At 66.6% G+C, this 14,679-nt stretch carries 15 protein-coding genes; 9 read left to right on the top strand and 6 right to left on the bottom strand.

Annotated features, from left to right (window positions below):
* Nucleotides 1-8: 8 nt before the first annotated feature.
* The 3 genes from R3P95_RS00075 to R3P95_RS00065 form a co-directional block, all read right to left on the bottom strand.
* Complete coding sequence (locus R3P95_RS00075; protein ID WP_269593465.1) at nt 9-1,172, bottom strand: M20 family metallopeptidase; 1,164 nt, start codon at nt 1,170-1,172, stop codon at nt 9-11.
* On the bottom strand, nt 1,169-2,332 hold the full coding sequence (locus R3P95_RS00070; protein ID WP_317547307.1) for a M20 family metallopeptidase: 1,164 nt from the start codon (nt 2,330-2,332) through the stop codon (nt 1,169-1,171). Before R3P95_RS00070 ends, R3P95_RS00075 begins: the two co-directional genes overlap by 4 nt.
* Nucleotides 2,333-2,425: 93 nt before the next feature.
* Entirely contained in the window at nt 2,426-3,130 is a 705-nt protein-coding gene (locus R3P95_RS00065) for an enoyl-CoA hydratase/isomerase family protein (protein WP_068051643.1), read from the bottom strand.
* Here R3P95_RS00065 and R3P95_RS00060 point away from each other — a divergent pair.
* Together R3P95_RS00060 and R3P95_RS00055 are read left to right on the top strand one after the other, a co-directional pair.
* Nucleotides 3,129-4,031, top strand: a complete 903-nt coding sequence (locus tag R3P95_RS00060) for a purine-nucleoside phosphorylase (RefSeq protein WP_394855362.1) — start codon at nt 3,129-3,131, stop codon at nt 4,029-4,031. The two genes, R3P95_RS00065 and R3P95_RS00060, sit on opposite strands and share 2 nt — an antisense overlap.
* The gene (locus tag R3P95_RS00055) at nt 4,028-5,629 is read left to right on the top strand and encodes a phospho-sugar mutase (RefSeq protein WP_317547068.1); all 1,602 of its coding nucleotides are present in this window, start codon (nt 4,028-4,030) and stop codon (nt 5,627-5,629) included. Before R3P95_RS00060 ends, R3P95_RS00055 begins: the two co-directional genes overlap by 4 nt.
* 18 nt (nt 5,630-5,647) lie before the next feature.
* On the opposite strand, the gene R3P95_RS00050 is transcribed toward R3P95_RS00055, so the two are convergent.
* Both R3P95_RS00050 and upp read right to left on the bottom strand, forming a co-directional pair.
* Nucleotides 5,648-6,496 carry a DUF2797 domain-containing protein gene (locus R3P95_RS00050; protein WP_317547067.1) on the bottom strand — a complete coding sequence of 283 codons (849 nt, stop codon included), beginning with the start codon at nt 6,494-6,496 and terminating at the stop codon, nt 5,648-5,650.
* 80 nt (nt 6,497-6,576) lie between these two features.
* Nucleotides 6,577-7,200: a uracil phosphoribosyltransferase gene (upp, locus tag R3P95_RS00045; RefSeq protein ID WP_037188128.1), complete on the bottom strand. Its 624-nt coding sequence runs from the start codon at nt 7,198-7,200 to the stop codon at nt 6,577-6,579.
* A gap of 133 nt (nt 7,201-7,333) precedes the next feature.
* On the opposite strand from upp, the gene R3P95_RS00040 reads away from it, so the two are divergent.
* From R3P95_RS00040 to R3P95_RS00020, 5 genes are read left to right on the top strand one after another with little or no spacing between them, the layout of a single operon-like run.
* Nucleotides 7,334-7,690, top strand: coding sequence for a type VII secretion target (locus tag R3P95_RS00040; RefSeq protein ID WP_269593462.1), 357 nt, complete (start codon nt 7,334-7,336; stop codon nt 7,688-7,690).
* A gap of 6 nt (nt 7,691-7,696) precedes the next feature.
* Complete coding sequence (locus R3P95_RS00035; protein ID WP_317547066.1) at nt 7,697-8,821, top strand: C40 family peptidase; 1,125 nt, start codon at nt 7,697-7,699, stop codon at nt 8,819-8,821.
* Nucleotides 8,818-9,171, top strand: a complete 354-nt coding sequence (locus tag R3P95_RS00030) for a hypothetical protein (protein WP_317547065.1) — start codon at nt 8,818-8,820, stop codon at nt 9,169-9,171. Before R3P95_RS00035 ends, R3P95_RS00030 begins: the two co-directional genes overlap by 4 nt.
* The gene (locus R3P95_RS00025) at nt 9,168-9,482 is read left to right on the top strand and encodes a YbaB/EbfC family nucleoid-associated protein (protein ID WP_094639011.1); all 315 of its coding nucleotides are present in this window, start codon (nt 9,168-9,170) and stop codon (nt 9,480-9,482) included. Before R3P95_RS00030 ends, R3P95_RS00025 begins: the two co-directional genes overlap by 4 nt.
* A gap of 15 nt (nt 9,483-9,497) precedes the next feature.
* Nucleotides 9,498-10,769: a primosomal protein gene (locus tag R3P95_RS00020; protein WP_317547064.1), complete on the top strand. Its 1,272-nt coding sequence runs from the start codon at nt 9,498-9,500 to the stop codon at nt 10,767-10,769.
* Between the two features lie 21 nt (nt 10,770-10,790).
* Here R3P95_RS00020 and R3P95_RS00015 read toward each other — a convergent pair whose 3' ends face one another.
* Nucleotides 10,791-11,915: an adenosine deaminase gene (locus R3P95_RS00015; protein ID WP_283347088.1), complete on the bottom strand. Its 1,125-nt coding sequence runs from the start codon at nt 11,913-11,915 to the stop codon at nt 10,791-10,793.
* A 244-nt stretch (nt 11,916-12,159) separates the two neighbouring features.
* Between R3P95_RS00015 and R3P95_RS00010 the strand changes: the two genes are divergently transcribed.
* Both R3P95_RS00010 and R3P95_RS00005 read left to right on the top strand, forming a co-directional pair.
* Nucleotides 12,160-13,662 (top strand): APC family permease, encoded by a 1,503-nt coding sequence (locus tag R3P95_RS00010; protein ID WP_283347089.1) that lies wholly within the window; start codon nt 12,160-12,162, stop codon nt 13,660-13,662.
* A 20-nt stretch (nt 13,663-13,682) separates the two neighbouring features.
* Complete coding sequence (locus R3P95_RS00005; protein ID WP_317547063.1) at nt 13,683-14,537, top strand: universal stress protein; 855 nt, start codon at nt 13,683-13,685, stop codon at nt 14,535-14,537.
* Nucleotides 14,538-14,679 lie beyond the last annotated feature (142 nt).

Raw genomic sequence — 14,679 nt, 5'->3', positions numbered from 1 at the left:
TCCTGCCTCTAGTTCGGATCCAGCGCGATTCCGGTCATCACCTTCACGCCCACGGCCAGTGCTCGTTCGTCGAGATCGAAGGTGGGCTGGTGGATGTCGAGTTGTGGCCCGGTACCCGGCCATACGCCGAGTCGAGCCATCGCGCCCGGCACTCGTTCGAGGTACCACGAGAAATCCTCGCCGCCGCCGGACTGCGCGGTATCGGCCAATGCGTCGGGTCCGACCCTCTCGATCGCCTTCTCGAACGTGTGCGTGGACGCCGGATCGTTGACCACGGGAGGCACGCCGCGACGATAGTGCAGCTCGAAGCGGACACCGGTCGGTGCGAGCAATCCGGTGACGATCTCGCGGACCAGCGGTTCGAGCAACGCCCAGGTCTCGTGGTCGCCGGTGCGGACGGTGCCGGTCAGCATGCCGGTCTGCGGTATGGCGTTGGGGGCCTGGCCCGCGACCACAGCTCCCCACACCATGACCGTGCTGGTCCGCGGGTCGACGCGCCTGCTCAGCATTCCGGGCAGGCCGGTGATGACGGTGCCCAGCGCGTAGATCAGATCGGTGGTCAGGTGCGGCCGAGACGTGTGTCCGCCGGGCGAATCCAGCCGCAGCTCGACGGTGTCGGCCGCAGAGGTGATCGCACCGAGGCGCACGCCGACCTGCCCCACCTCGAGCCGCGGATCACAGTGCAGCGCAAAGATCTTGGTGACGCCGTCGAGCGCTCCCGCGGCCACCGCGTCGAGGGCACCGCCCGGCATGACCTCCTCGGCGGGCTGAAAGATCAGGCGCACCCCGTACTGCAGGTCCGGCAGTGACGCCAGCGCCAATCCGGTCGCGAGCAGCACCGTGGTGTGTGCGTCGTGCCCGCAGGCGTGCGACACCCCCGGCACGGTCGACGAGTACACCGCGCCGGTGTTCTCCTGCAGCGGCAGGGCGTCCATGTCCGCCCGCAACGCCACCCGCGGACCATCGGGCCCGATGTCGCAGATCAACCCCGTTCCACCGGGGAGCGGCTTGGGCGACAGACCCGCCGCTTCGAGCTGCTCCATCACGAACGCGGTGGTGCCGAATTCGCGTCGGGCAAGTTCCGGATGTGCGTGAATGTGCCGCCGCCACAGCGAGAGATCTGCCGTGTGCGCGTGAATCCACCGATCGATCGCGTCCTCGCGGGTACTCACGACTGCGCCGCCGAGCGAGCGGTCACGCCGTCGAGCAGACGGGCGCGAGTACCGGGATCGGCTGCGGCGCGCGCAGCAGTTCTGGCGAGACCGAGAGCTCCGTCGAGCAACGCTCGATCGGCCGACTCGGTGACACACGCGGCCGCGAACTCCGGCTGATGGGTCACCGCTCCTCCCGCATCGAGGCCGACGACGGGATGAATACCGGGTAGAACATTCGTCACGTTTCCCATGTCTGTGCTGCCCAACGGGCGAAATCCTTCCAAATCCGGAGCCAGGGGCGATCGGCCCAATGCTTCGATCTCCTGCCGAAAAGCCGCAGCCAGCCACGAATCCGGCGTCAACGCCGCATAGGTCGGCGACACCGTGCGGATCTCGTGAGTGCACCCGGTGGCGATTGCTCCTGCCTCGAAACACGCGTACGTCTTCGCCGTCAGAGCGTGCAGCGATTCGGTGGTGTTCGCGCGCAGGTAGTAGAGCAGCTCAGCATGGCCGGGCACGATGTTCGGTGCCACACCCCCGTCGCTGACGATGCCGTGGAGCTGCTGACCCGGCGAGAGATGCTGGCGCAGGAGCCCGAGTGCAACCTGGCTGATGGTCACCGCGTCGCCTGCGTTGATTCCCCACTCGGGAGCAGCCGACGCGTGCGCGGCACGGCCGGTGAACTTGACCGCGATGTCCGCCAGCGCCAGCGAGGTCGCACCCACGATGTCGAAGGGACCGGGATGGACCATCAACGCCGCGCCGACGCCGTCGAACACTCCTCGCTCGAGCATCAAGACCTTGCCGCCGCCGGTCTCCTCGGCCGGGGTACCGAGCACTCGCACGGTGATCCCGAGCGCGTCGGCGACCGGAGCGAGCGCAAGCGCAGCACCCACAGCCGAGGCCGCGATGATGTTGTGCCCGCACGCATGACCGATCTCGGGCAGAGCGTCGTACTCCGCGCAGATTCCGATCACCAGATCGCCGCTGCCGAACGACGCGGTGAACGCGGTGTCGATGCTCGCGACGGCCGTCTCGATCTCGAAATCGTGGGCCCGGAGCGTGTCGAGGATCTTGGCGACGCTGCGATGTTCGGCGAACGCCAGCTCCGGTTCCGCGTGGATCGAGTGCGAGAGCGCAACCACTTCGTCGGTGGCGTCGGCCAGGGCGCGGTCCATCGCCTCACCCACGTCGGCACTGTTCGATTCGTCGATCACGAGAGACAGTGTGTCACTAGCGCGACCGACTGTCGGAACAGCTGTGCCGAGTGACTACTTCCCGAAGCTGAAGTTGCTGTCGTCGGTCGCGGTGTTCAGCGCGGCGAGCAGATCCACGTGCATGCGAGCCTTGATGCCGGCCAGGTTGGCACCCCGGGTGCTCGTCAGTGCGGCGGCCTTGGCGACCGCGTCGGACACCAGCGACTCCTCCGCCGCCGTCGCCTCGACGATTCCGGCAGCCACGGCGTCGGCACCGCCGTACCGGCGACCGGTCGTCATCGCCTCGACGGCGGTCTGCTTGGGCAGCCGGGAGTTGATCAGAGCAGACATTCCGACGGTGAACGGCATGTTCAGGTTCACCTCGGGCAGGCAGTAGAAGCCGCGATCGACGCGTTGGATGCGGAAGTCGTGGGAGGTGGCGAACATCGCGCCTGCGCCGAAGGCGTGGCCCTGAACAGCAGCGACGGTGGCCATCGGAAAAGCGAGCAACCGGGTGTAGAGAGTGTGCACGCGGTCGAGATACCAGGTGATCTTGTCCAGGTTGGCGAACAGCCAGTCGGTGTCGAGGCCGTTGCTGTAGAACTTGCCCGCCGACGTGGTGACCAGCGCCGCCGGACCGGTCGAGGCCTCGACCTCGTCGAGCAACGCATGGGTGGCGTCGATCCAGTCCGGATGGAACCGATTCTCGGGATTGTCCGCCCCGTTCTGGGCACCGAGGAACAGGATGTGGACGTCACCGTCGCGTTCGAGATAAGGCATGCAGCGGATACTACCCAACAGTAACTTCCGCCGGTCGCACATCCGTGGCGTCGATCTCCTACTGTTGTTCATCGTGGCAACCACCGACGCACATGCGACCGACCCAGTGACCGATCCCGAGGGTGCCGCGCGCACCGCCGCCGACGCACTCGCCGCAGCAACCGGAGTCGACACCCACACCGTGGCCATCGTTCTCGGTTCCGGATGGCAGGCGGCAGCCGACGTCTTCGGCTCCCCCACCGCGACCGTGCGCATGGCCGACCTGCCCGGGTTCGCGCCACCGTCGGCGTCGGGCCACTCCGGCACCATCACCTCGGTGGACGTCGGCGGCACCCACACACTGCTGCTGCAGGGACGCACGCATGCCTACGAGGGGCACGACCTGCGACGCGTCGTGCATCCGGTGCGAACCGCGATCGCGGCAGGTGCCACGACCGTCGTGCTGACCAACGCTGCAGGCGGTATCCGGGACGGCATGAGCGTCGGACAGCCCATGCTGATCTCGGACCACCTCAATCTGACGGCTCGTTCGCCCCTCGTCGGGGCGGAGTTCGTCGATCTGGTCGACGCGTACTCCCCCGAACTTCGGGCCCTTGCGGCCGACATCGATCCGTCGCTCGAAGACGGTGTCTATGCCGGCCTGCCCGGTCCGCACTACGAAACGCCCGCCGAGATCAGAATGCTGCGCACACTCGGTGCAGACCTCGTGGGGATGTCGACCGTGCACGAGACGATTGCCGCGCGAGCGAAAGGCGCACACGTCCTGGGCATCTCGCTGGTGACCAATCTCGCGGCCGGAATGACCGGTGAGCACCTGAATCACACCGAAGTACTCGCTGCAGGCAAGGAGTCCGCTGCCCGCATGGGATCGCTGTTGCACGAGTTGGTCTCCCGCCTGTGACCGAGGATCTCACCGAGCGAGTACGACGATGGATCGCAGGCGATCCCGACCCCGCTGCTCGCGAAGAACTCGACGGCCTGCCCGAGGCCGAACTCGCCGACAGGTTCAGCGGACCCCTGACGTTCGGTACCGCAGGTCTTCGTAGCCCGGTGCGCGCGGGACCGAACGGGATGAATGTGGCGGTGGTGACGAAAACCTCGGCCGGCATCGCAGCCTGGTTGATCGAGAACGGTCTGGGTGGGTCCACCGTCGTGGTCGGTCGCGACGCCAGGAACGGCTCCGAACAGTTCGCCTTCGCGGCCGCCGAAACCTTCTCCGCCCAGGGCTTTTCGGTGGTGATGCTGCCTCGGCCGCTCCCGACCCCCGTCGTCGCCTTCGCGGTGCGGGCACTCGATGCCGAGCTCGGCGTGCAGATCACCGCGTCGCACAATCCCGCTGCGGACAACGGGTACAAGGTGTATCTCCGCGGCGGCTCGCAACTGATCCCGCCGAGCGACGCCCAGATCGAAGCGCTCATCGAGGCCACTCCCGACGCGATCGAGATTCCGCGCGTGATCGTGCAGCCCGGCGGCTTCGACATCGCGGCTCGATATCTCGATTCCGTTGTCGCACTGCCTCGTTCGAGGGGTCGCGACATCCGCATCGCATTGACTCCCCTACACGGCGTCGGCGGTGAACTTGCGATGGCAGCACTACGTGGTGCGGGGTTCCGCGATATCCGGGTGGTCGAGGAGCAGTTCGAGCCCGATCCTGCGTTTCCGACCGTCACGTTTCCCAACCCCGAGGAGCCAGGAGCGGCAGACGCCGTGCTCGCGCTGGCGGCGGAGATCGACGCCGATATCGCAATTGCCCTCGACCCCGATGCCGATCGTTGTGCGGTCGGGGTGCCGACGGACAGCGGGTGGCGCATGCTGACCGGCGACGAGACCGGGGCCCTGCTCGCGAACCATCTCCTCGCCGATGCGCCCGCCGACTCGTTGGTGGCCAACACGATCGTCTCGTCGCAACTGCTCTCGGCGCTCGCTCCGGCGCGCGGCGCTCGCTATGCCCGCACCCTGACCGGATTCAAATGGCTCGTCCGCGCGGGCGAGGGCCTGGTGTACGCCTACGAGGAGGCCATCGGGCACTGTGTGGATCCGAACGTGGTGCGCGACAAGGACGGTATTTCGGCCGCGGTGGTGCTCGCAGATCTGGCCGCCGGCCTGAAGCAGGATCGTCGCACCCTGCTCGACGTACTCGACGACCTCGCCGTCGAGTTCGGGGTTCACCTGGGTGCGCAGGTCTCGCGGCGGGTCGCGGACCTCGCCGACATCGGGAACATGATGCACCGGTTGCGCAGCGCACCGCCGACGGAACTGGCCGGCCGGACGGTCAACGTCCTGGACTACGCCCAGCGCGACGACGAATTACGCACCGACGCAGTCGAGATCAGCGGGTCGGGGCTGCGGGTGATCGTGCGGCCGTCCGGCACCGAACCCAAACTCAAGGCCTACCTCGAAGTGATCGAGCACGTCGACGGCCCCGAGGACCTGCCGAGAGCGCGGGCGGCGGCAGCCGAGATCCTGGCCGAACTGACCGACTTCGCCCAGCACCTCTAGGCGTCGACGACCCGAACGTCAGAACAGCGCCGACTGCACCGCAGGCAGATCGGACGTGAAGGCCCCGAGTTCGATTCGCCGACCCTTCAACGGCGCAAGATCCGCGACGTAGGTCTCGTCGTCGACGGTCGCGATCACCGCCTGCCCGACGCATGTCCTGATCTCGAGTCCGTGGGAACCGGTTGCGACATCCGCGGGGTAGGCGACGCGGCTGACCTTCTCGCTCAACGCCTCCCGGCCTGCGGGCGGGACCCATGGTTCGTCGATCGGGGTGCAGCCGGCGACGCCGGCCTCGGTCAGCATCTCGCGGACCTGCTGGGCCCGGACGGCGACGGCGGCCTCGAGCCTGTCCACGTCGATCGGCAGACACAGCGACGCGGCTTTCGCCGCGGACCGCACGGCCTGCCGTAGCCCCATCGATTCGGTCACGAGGTCCTCGGCCACCCGGACGGCCTTGCCGTCGTCGGCATGGGCGACGTACTGCGCGCAGATGGCACCCTGCTCGGCGAGCCGACCCCATTTGCGCGTGTCCGCCGCCGTCCCGATCTTGAAGGTGCCGTTGGCGAACGCCGCAAGGTACAGCCAATGCGGTTGCATCACATGTTTTTCCAGATCGCGCGAGACGAATCCGCTGCGATGCACGGTGTGCACGAATCGAAAGCTGTCCTTGTCGGCGCACGTCGCGCACTGTCCCGACGCGACGGCCCGCTCCCGACCGGGGCACGGCACGTAGCGCGGCGGGCCGTCGGCCCGAAATGCCATGCGCCCGGTGCAGTACCGATCGGTCGAAGCACCCGGCGCACGGAAACCGAGCCTGCGGCCGACCAGTTCGTGGAACTCGATCTGCTCGGTGTCGACGTCGAGCACCCGCAATCTCGGTCGCGGTGCAGGTGACGCCTCCGATGGCCAGGAGACACCGAGAACCAATCGACCTGCGACAGAGGGAGTCAGCGCGGACCGAACTGACGATCGCCCGCGTCACCGAGGCCTGGAACGATGAAGGCGTTGTCGTTGAGGCCGTCGTCGATGCTCGCTGCCACCAGTCGCACCGGTAGTCCCGAGGCTTCGAGCGCGGCAACTCCTTCGGGAGCGGCCACGACGCAGATGGCGGTCACGTCCGCCGCACCGCGGCCGACGAGCAGTTCGATCGTGTGGACCATGGATCCGCCGGTGGCGAGCATCGGGTCCAGCACGTAGACGGGCGTCTGCGACAGGTCGTCGGGAAGGGATTCCATGTACGGGACGGGCTGGTGAGTTTCCTCGTCTCGGGCCATTCCGACGAAACCGACGCGGGACTGCGGAATGAGGCTGCTTGCCTTCTCGACCATGCCGAGGCCTGCGCGCAGAACCGGGACCAGCAACGGCGGTCGCGCCAGCCTGGTGCCCTCGGTGACCGCGACGGGCGTGCGTACCTCGAAGGTGTCGATCGCAGCGTCGCGAGTGGCCTCGTAGACCAGCATGTGAGTGAGCTGACGCAGAGCCGACCGGAACGTGGCATTGTCGCTGCGCTCGTCCCGCATCGTGGTGAGCAGGGCTGCGGCCAGTGGGTGATCGACCACGTGTGTTTCCATGCCGACAAGGATAGGACCTGGGCGGCAGGACGCGAACGGCAACTCGGGGGAACCGAATGGCACGTACCCGCGTCGAACCAATTGGGCGTCGCACTCGGCGACCGTGAATCGATCGCATTCTCAGGGGGCACTGATGGCCGAGCTCGTCGTCGAAACCGAGGGGGTCCTCGCGTACGGTGCGGTGGCGTCGACCATGGCCGAGCAGATCGCCGCGGCAAGTGCTGCCGCCGCCGCGTGCGGCCCCGCGGTGCTGGCTCCGGTCTTCGGTCTGATCGGACAGGAGTTTCTCGGTGCGGTCACCGGCACCCATCTGGCGCACACCGACGCCGTCGTGCGCCTGGCGAGCACGGTGGCGAGCATCGGTTCCGCGGCCACCGCATCCGCGGTGTCGTACGCCCTCACCGATGCCGGCACCGGCGCAACCCTTGCGGCCTCGGCCGCTGATACCACCGCGGCCTCGGCCGCCGGTATCGCACAGGACGAGCGGTAAGCGCCGATGATCGATCTGCTGGCCCGTCCCATCGTCGATCTGCTCGGAGCCTTCGGGAACGGGGCGCTCCCCACCGGCGGTCCGGCCGACGTACTGCGCGTGTCCTCGGCAGCGATCGAGGCGGCGCAGGGAATCGGCAGGGTCGCGATCACCGAGCTCGCGGCGAACTGGAACGGTGACGCCGCCGACGCGGCCATTCGGTACGCCGAGAACGCTCATACGAGCGCACTTGCCCTCGCCGACCACGCCGACGACATCGCTGCCGTGGTCGACCAGGCCTGCCGCGACACCAATCGAGGCTTTCTCGAACTGCAGTCGATCGTGCACTCGTTCGTGGGAATCGCACTGTCGGCCGGACCGATCATCGCCACCCCGCCGGGGCAGACCATGCTGATCACGGCGGCCATCGAACACCTCGAACGAGCGCTCGTGGTCGTGGCGCGCGTGCGGGGCGAGTTGGCCGTCCACACCGCGAAAGTCGGCGAACTGGCCGCTCCCCCGACAGTTCCCGGCCCCGTCGGCGGCGGACCGACATCGTCCCCCGGCTCACCCTCGAATCTCATGACCTCGCCCGCGACATCACAGGTGATCGAAGCAGGCGAGAAGCTGGCGAAGACGTTCGCGCAGTCCGTCTCCTCCCCTGCCGCCGGAGCCGAGTCACCGAGCAACGGCGGTGCCCACAACTACCTGGGCAATCCGGGCACCGATCCCTACCGAACCCCCGACAGCACCGGCCGGGGAGTCGAGATCCGGCTACCGGACGGCAGTACCGTCACCGCACCCAACGCCGAAGCCGCAGGTGCCGTCCGTAGCGCACTGACCCAACAGGGCGTGCCCTACGCGTGGGGCGGCACCACGCCGGGCAGCGGACTCGACTGCAGCGGATTGACCCAGTGGGCGTACGCACAGCAGGGCGTCGAGATTCCGCGTCTGGCACAGGAACAGGACATCGGCTCCGCCGTGGCACCGGGTGAGGTGATGCCCGGTGACCTCGCCGTCTGGGACGGACACGTGGCCATGGTGATCGGCAACGGTCAGCTCGTCGAGGCAGGCGACCCGGTGCAGGTGGGGCCGATCAGAACGACCAACAGCGGTATGGGCTTCAAGGGCTTCTACCGTCCGACCGAATGAAGGGCCGGCCAGTGACGGACTCGGACATCACCGTCGTCAGCGCCGTATCGGGAACACGATCGGGATCGGTGACGGTGCGCGCCACCGAACACGGACTGCCGATCGGGATCGCGATCGACGAACGCGAACTGCGCTACGGCGGAGGCGCTTTGGCGTCGACGATTCTCGAGCACTGTCTACGGGCGAGTGCGGCCGCACGAGCTCAGCGCCGCACCCTCCTCGCCGAGGACGGCGTTCCCTCCGATGTTCTGAATCGTCTCGGTCTGCCCACCCGTGCCCGAGTCGCCGCCGAGGCGAACGAGCATCTCGCAGGGGACTCCGCACCCACGAGTTGGTTGAAGCAGGTATGACCCACGCCCACACCACCGAACTCGACGCTCTGGTCGGCAGCGCCCAGCACCGGCTGGACGCACTTCGCGAAACGCACGAGCGATTGGACCGCATCAGAATTCGACTCACCTCGCCGGACGATCTGGTGACCGTCGTCGTCGATGGGTCCGGCGCCCTGGTCGAGCTCGAACTCGCCGAGAACCTCGGATCGGTTGCCGCTCATGCACTCGCGTCGACGATCACCGTCGTCGCTGCCGACGCTGCACGTGCGGCGCTCGACCAGCGCGAGGCGATCCTGCAAAGTCTGCAGGGTTCGTTCACAGACTCCTGAGATAGGCTTCGCGCCATGGCTGGAGACATCATCCCGATCGAACTCGGTCTCACCGCCGGTGACTTCTCGACACTGTGGGCACCGGAGTGGCGAGAAGGCGACGACGAGTGGGAGGCATTCCTCGGACACGAGGAAGACCTGTACGGATTCTCGACCGTCGCGGAGCTCGCGGCATTCGTCAGGTCCGACGACGACAACGACCTCGTCGACCATCCGTCGTGGAAGGTGGTCTCCGCACTCGCCGCACACGAACTCGAGCCCGACGATCTGCACCGCTTCGATCTGGTCGCCGTGCCGGAGTTGGTGGCCTCCGATCCCGAAGCCGACGTTCTCGCCGAACTGCAGGCCACCTTCGACATCGTCTCCTCGATCGGCGATGTCTGCGAACTGCGCCCGGTCACAAGCTTTTTCGGATCCAACCCTTTCGTCGGGGCAGTCGGCGGAGGCGTCGAGAACTTCCTCGGTCGCGAGGGCGGTGAACTGTGGGACCGCATCGGTGCAGCGGTCGCCAAGCACTGGGACGACGTGCTCGACGCGGTCGACTCCATCGTCACCTCCCCCGATGTCGACTCCGCTGCCGTTGCCGTCGCCGAAGCCGAGATCACCGCAGCCGCTGAGAACGCCGTCGACGCCGATGACGTCACGGACGACATCGACTCCGATTCGGACGACGACGACGAAGACGATGACGACTCCGCCGAGGTGGATCGCGATCCGATCGCCGCAGCCGCGGCCGAAGATACGTTCTGGACCACTGTCGGAATCGACCCGATTCGCATCATCACCTCGGACGACACGCTCTACACTCTGCGGTGCTACCTCGGCGACAAGCCGGTGTTCCTCGGTCGCGGCGGTGCCATCAGCGTCTTCGGTTCCGAGCGTTCGTTGGCCCGTTACCTGGCCGACGATCACGATCACGATCTGGCACAGGTCAGCACCTACTCCGATGTTCAGACCGCAGCCATCGACGGCTCCCTCGACATCGAGATCACCGACGACAACGTGTACGTCCTGCCCGGCCTGGCCGACGATCTCGCCGAAGGGCCCACCGCAGTGGACGTCGAACAGTTGGATCTGGCCGTCGAATTGTTCACCGACGCCGCAGATTTCGCCGGTGACGCTTCCGTCGACGAAGCACTCGCCACGTCCACGCCACTGGGTTGGTACGTCTCGTACGCTCTCGAGCCCAGTCCCGACCGGCTCGCGCCGAGCGCACCGTTCGACGTCGAGGCCGAAGCGTGGCGCGCCCTCGAGCGCGAGTTCGAGAGTCGACTGCGCAAGAAGTAGCCGGCCCCCGGGTCTGGTCGATCAGCCGATCAGCACCGCGTACCCCGGCTTGATGACGTCGTCGATCAGCGCCAGCCGCTCGTCGAACGGCAGGAACGCCGACTTCATCGCGTTGATGGTGAATCGCTCGAGGTCACTCCACCCGTAACCGAACGTCTCGACGAGCTTGACCATCTCTCGACTCATCGACGTATCGCTCATCAAGCGGTTGTCGGTGTTGACGGTGACCCGGAATCGCAATCGGGCAAGCAGATCGAACGGGTGGGTCGCCAACGACTCGACGGCACCGGTTTGGACGTTCGAGCTCGGGCACAGTTCCAGGGGCATCCGTGTGTCGCGGACGTAGGCGGCGAGCAGGCCGAGCTCGGGTGTGCCGCCGGCGTCGGTGGTGATGTCGTCGGTGATCCGAACCCCGTGACCGAGCCTGTCGGTGCCGCAGAACGCCACTGCTTCCTGGATCGACGGCAGACCGAACGCCTCTCCCGCGTGAATGGTGAAGTGCGCGTTGCTCGCTCGCATGTATTCGAAGGCGTCGAGGTGACGACTGGGAGGGAAGCCCGCTTCGGCACCGGCGATGTCGAAGCCCACGACGCCGCGGTCACGGAACCGGACCGTCAGTTCGGCGATCTCCCGCGAACGCGCCGCGTGCCGCATCGCGGTGAGCAAGGTGCCGATCGTGATGTTCTTGCCGCGCACCTTGGCCGCGGAGATCCCTGCCTCGAAGCCGGCGAGCGTATGGGTGACGACCTCGTCGAGAGTCAGTCCGCGCTCGAGGTGCTGTTCCGGCGCGAAGCGCACCTCGGCGTACACGACGCCGTCGTCGGCCAGATCCTCGGCGCATTCGCGCGCCACCCGGAACAGTCCTTCGGGAGTCTGCATCACGGCAACGGTGTGCGCGAACGTCTCGAGGTACCGCACGAGCGAGCCGCTGTCCGCGGCGTCGCGGAACCACTCGCCCAATGCCGCGCCGTCGGTGGCGGGAAGATCGCCGTAGCCGCATTCGTCGGCCAGTTCCAACACTGTCTGCGGGCGGAGTCCGCCGTCGAGGTGATCGTGCAGCAACGCCTTGGGAGCTGTCCTGATCGACGCGAGATCGAGTGGCGCACTGCCACCGATCGAGGACTGAGTGTTCTCCGCGGTGCTCATGTGACGACGGTAGCGTGCGGCTCGCACGCACGCGCGTCTGTCGTCACCACTCGGCGAGTCCGCGGATTCCCCCGATCTTCGCCACTTCTGCGACCTATTTCGTTGCATTGTTACTCCGATGAAAACAATTCCGTCGATACACAGCGGATCTGCGACGGAAATCGTAGTGTTCAGCACACACGCGCGGCCGATTCTGTCGGGTCCCCTCCGACGTCCTCGGTCGTCTCGAACCTCGGAGAGATCTATGTCCACTGTGGAACCGCCGAACACCCTTCCGGGTAAAGGACTCAACACCGGCGCTCTCGGGCTGGTCGGCAACATCGTCATCGGCTTGTCGGCGGTGGCCCCGGCCTACAGCCTCGCCGCGACCCTCGGTTACGTGGTTCTGGCCGTCGGCGACAAAGCGCCTTCGATGTTCCTCATCGCCTTCGTTCCGATGCTGCTCACCGCCTTCGCCTACCGCGAACTCGGGCGTGACACACCGGACTGCGGCACCTCGTTCACCTGGGGTACCAAGGCATTCGGGCCCTGGGTCGGTTGGATGGCCGGGTGGGGGCTGGCCGTCTCGGCGATCATCGTGCTGGCCAACGTCGCCGAGATCGCCGCCATCTATCTGTTCGAATTCCTGGGACTGTCCGGGTTGGCGGAGTCGACCGCGGCCAAGGTCGCCCTCGGTTCGTTCTTCATCGTCTCGATGACCTATGTCAGTTTTCGCGGCATCCTCATCAGCGAACGCATGCAGAACGTGTTGCTGGTCGTGCAGTTCGGGGTGCTCATCGGAGTGTCGGTGACTGCTCTGGTCAAGGTGGGTACCGGGACCGCAGGACCGCAGGCCATCACGCCCCAGTGGAGCTGGTTGGTACCCACCGGAGTGACGATGTCCGACGCGGCCCAGGCCATCATCCTGTGCATCTTCATCTATTGGGGGTGGGACGCCTGCCTTGCCGTCGGCGAGGAAACGAAGGATTCGGAGAAGACTCCGGGACGCGCCGCGGTGATCACCACGCTCATTCTCGTGGCCACCTACGTACTCGTCGGATACGCCGTGCAGTCGTTCGCCGGGTTCGGCGACACCGGCATCGGCCTGAACAACCCGGACAACGTCGACGATGTGCTCACCATTCTCGGCGATCCGGTCGCCGGTTCGATCGTCGCGTCGCTCCTACTGCTGACCGTCTCCATCTCGGCACTGTCCTCGACGCAGACGACCATCCTGCCCACGGCCCGCGGAACACTGTCGATGGCCGTGTACGAAGCGATCCCCAAGCGGTTCGCCAGCGTGCACCCCAAGTACATGACGCCCGGCTTCGGCACGCTCGTGATGGGTGCCGCGGCGCTGATGTTCTATCTGGTGCTTACTTTCGTCAGCGCCAACGCGCTGCAGGATTCGGTGGCATCACTCGGGCTCGCGGTCGCGTTCTACTACGGCATCACCGCGTACGCGTGCACCTGGTATTTCCGTCGCACGCTCTTCTCGTCCGTCCGAAACCTGTTCATGCGCGGCATCTTTCCGCTCCTCGGCGGACTGTCGATGACGTGGGCGTTCGTGCAGAGCGCGGTCGACATGATCAAGCCCGACTACGGTTACACCGTCTACGGTCCGATCGGCGGTGTGTTCGTCCTCGGCGTCGGCATGCTGGTACTCGGAATTCCGCTCATGCTGCTGTGCTTCGTGGGCAACAAGGACTTCTTCCAGGGCAAGACACTCACCGCGTCCACCGAAGTCAAGGTTCCGGACACTTACTAGAAGAGAAGGACCGAAAACTCATGAAGATCACCGTCGGCTATCTCGCCACCCCCAGCGGCGACGACGGCGTAGCCCTGGCCACCGCCCTCGCCCGCGCCCTCGACGCGTCCATCGACATCGTGCTGGTCATGGCCGTGGACGAACCGGTCATGGAAGGCAGTGGGCCGTATCGAAAAGTTCTCGCGGCCAAGGCCGAGGGCTGGGTGGCCGACGCGGCCGCCCAGGTGCCGTCGGGCATCGAGGTGACCACACACGTGCTCTCGCACGAGTCGTTCGCCCGTGCCCTGATCGACTTCGCGGTGCAGACCGATGCCGACATGATCGTCGTCGGCGGAGCCGGCGACGGCTTGCTGAATCGGCATTCCGTCGGTTCGGTTGCCGGCCAGCTCCTGCACGCCTCCGAAGTTCCGCTGGCACTCGCACCTCGGGGCTACCGGCTCTCGAACGCACCGATCACCGACCTCACCGTCGCCGTCCCCACCCGGGCCTCTGCCCCGAATCCGTTGCCGTTCGCGATCACTATTGCCAGTGCGGCACACGTGCCGGTGCGCTTGGTGTCGCTGGTCTCGCTAGAGCCGACCGGGGCCCCGAGTGACGAGACCTCACTGGATACGCGTCGACGACAGGTCGCTGCGGCGCAGGACAATCTCGAGCTCGCCGTACGCACTCTCCCCGATATCGACGGTCTGGAGTCGATCGTCGCCGATGGATCGTCGCTGGACGAGGCCATGGGCAACCTCGATTGGAAGCCGGGCGATGTGCTGTTCCTCGGCTCGAGTCGATTGGCCACTCCCAAGCGGGTGTTTCTCGGTTCCAGTGCGGCGAAGATTCTGCGTGCCGCCCCGGTGCCGGTGATCGTCGTTCCGCACGATTAGAGCGGCTTCGCCGCACGTGAGCAGAAGCTCGTAGCAGAGGTCGAGTTTCCGTGCACGTGCGGCGCAGCCGCTCTCATATGGAGGTCGGCCTGTCAACGACGGCATGGTGAAGCGGTGGCACGCACCGTCGTGTGTGCCACCG

The organism is Rhodococcus cercidiphylli (assembly GCF_033042225.1).
Lineage (GTDB): Bacteria > Actinomycetota > Actinomycetes > Mycobacteriales > Mycobacteriaceae > Rhodococcoides.
Note: the sequence above shows the minus strand (reverse complement) of the source record. Positions and strands in the feature narration are given on the sequence as shown.